General features: G+C 30.4%; 2 protein-coding genes. Both read right to left on the bottom strand.

Going from position 1 to position 1,472, the window contains the following annotated elements; genetic code table 11:
- Positions 1–70: 70 nt before the first annotated feature.
- Positions 71–637 (bottom strand): GNAT family N-acetyltransferase, encoded by a 567-nt coding sequence (locus FC88_RS09330; RefSeq protein WP_057814967.1) that lies wholly within the window; start codon positions 635–637, stop codon positions 71–73.
- 223 nt (positions 638–860) lie between these two features.
- Positions 861–1,361: a TetR/AcrR family transcriptional regulator gene (locus FC88_RS09325; RefSeq protein ID WP_057814965.1), complete on the bottom strand. Its 501-nt coding sequence runs from the start codon at positions 1,359–1,361 to the stop codon at positions 861–863.
- Positions 1,362–1,472 lie beyond the last annotated feature (111 nt).

Here is a 1,472-nt window from a genome sequence, read left to right as displayed (position 1 = left end):
ACAATCCATGATTTCTTAAAACTTATAAAAATGTCTAACTTTTTTATTGCACTTCACAGGAAAGGTCTTTTTATTTGGTCAAGTCATATTGCATGTGATCATACAAATGACTACCAATATATAACTGTCCAACTTGCTTAAAACCTGTTTTGTCATAAACATGTCTAGCAGGTGCATTGTCAACATCGACATTTAAACTCAATATCTTTTCACCACGTTCACGGATCACCTCAATAAAGTGTTCCATAGTTGCTGTTCCAATACCCTTACCTTGAAATTCTGGAGCAACCGCAAATGAATCCAAATACCATTCACCAGGCCAAGCTTCTTTATCCCCAAATAAGTTATCTTCTTTAATTCCGTACTTGTGCATGATTTTCTTCAACGGTTCGTCGATTGTATCCTCTGCTTCTTCTGGATAACCAACCATAATTGCGACTACTTTGTCATCGATTTCATTAACTAGAATATTGTCCAGTCCGTAACGGTATCCTGGTTGGAAGAAACCTTCTTTAATAAATTGAGCCATTTTCTCATCACCAACTTTTTTGAAAACATCTAGTTCCATTTCATCAAAGATTTGGAACAAAATTGGCAATATCTGATCAGCATCTTCCGCTTTAGCATTTCTAAACATTTTTTCACCTCAAGTATATATAATACATGTTTTAACAATAATCTCAAACGTGAAGAAATATACAACAAAAAACAATGATTCCGCCATGAATCATTGTTTTTTGTTGCAAAAGTCACTCCCACAATTCTCCTATTTATTTTTTTATAATCATTTCTGATTACAAATATATTTTAACTTGTTCATTTTCAATTTAGAATCTACATTTTTCTGAAAATGTCCAATTTTATACATTAAATAAAAAGTGTTCATATTTTACTAAAATCTCAGTCATTTCAATTTGATTAGCCTTTAAATTATTATCAAATTGTTTTCTCAACATTAAAATAAAAGCCTCCATAGCTACCTTACTAATCACTTTTTCATGATTATATTGGATCAATATCTGACTGAAATCTTCCATTATTTGACGATAAATATGTTCTTGATCAATAAAAGGAACAGTTTGGCGATACAAATTCAAGCAAAGCATTTTGTTGTTATAAATATAGGCAACTAAATTATTGATCAATTCTTCATATGATTGACAATCACGTGTTATCTCTTTCAGAATAACTTTTTCAATCAAATCTTTGTATACATATTCTAAACTACCAAAATTATTGTAAATCGTACTACGACTAACGGTAGCTTTTTGTGACAATTCCACTAAAGTAAATTTTTTAATACGACGACTAGAAAACTCTTGATAGATAGTTTCAATTAGATGTTGTTTGGTTAAAGACATGGCGTGTTTTTCCTCCCGTTTTTCATAATCATCTTAACAAGCTACGATTTTTTTAGATGGCGAATTTTATAATCAAGTTAGCCACCTTAAGAAAAAATAAATAAAAAAACA

It is taken from the genome of Companilactobacillus futsaii JCM 17355 (genome assembly GCF_001435505.1).
GTDB classification, from domain to species: Bacteria; Bacillota; Bacilli; order Lactobacillales; family Lactobacillaceae; genus Companilactobacillus; species Companilactobacillus futsaii.
This window is presented reverse-complemented; position numbering and strand designations above follow the sequence as displayed.

Coding starts and splice junctions, on each gene's coding strand:
- FC88_RS09330 (WP_057814967.1), bottom strand. CDS start 637: ATGTTTAGAAATGCTAAAGCGGAAGATGCTGATCAGATATTGCCAATT.
- FC88_RS09325 (WP_057814965.1), bottom strand. CDS start 1,361: ATGTCTTTAACCAAACAACATCTAATTGAAACTATCTATCAAGAGTTT.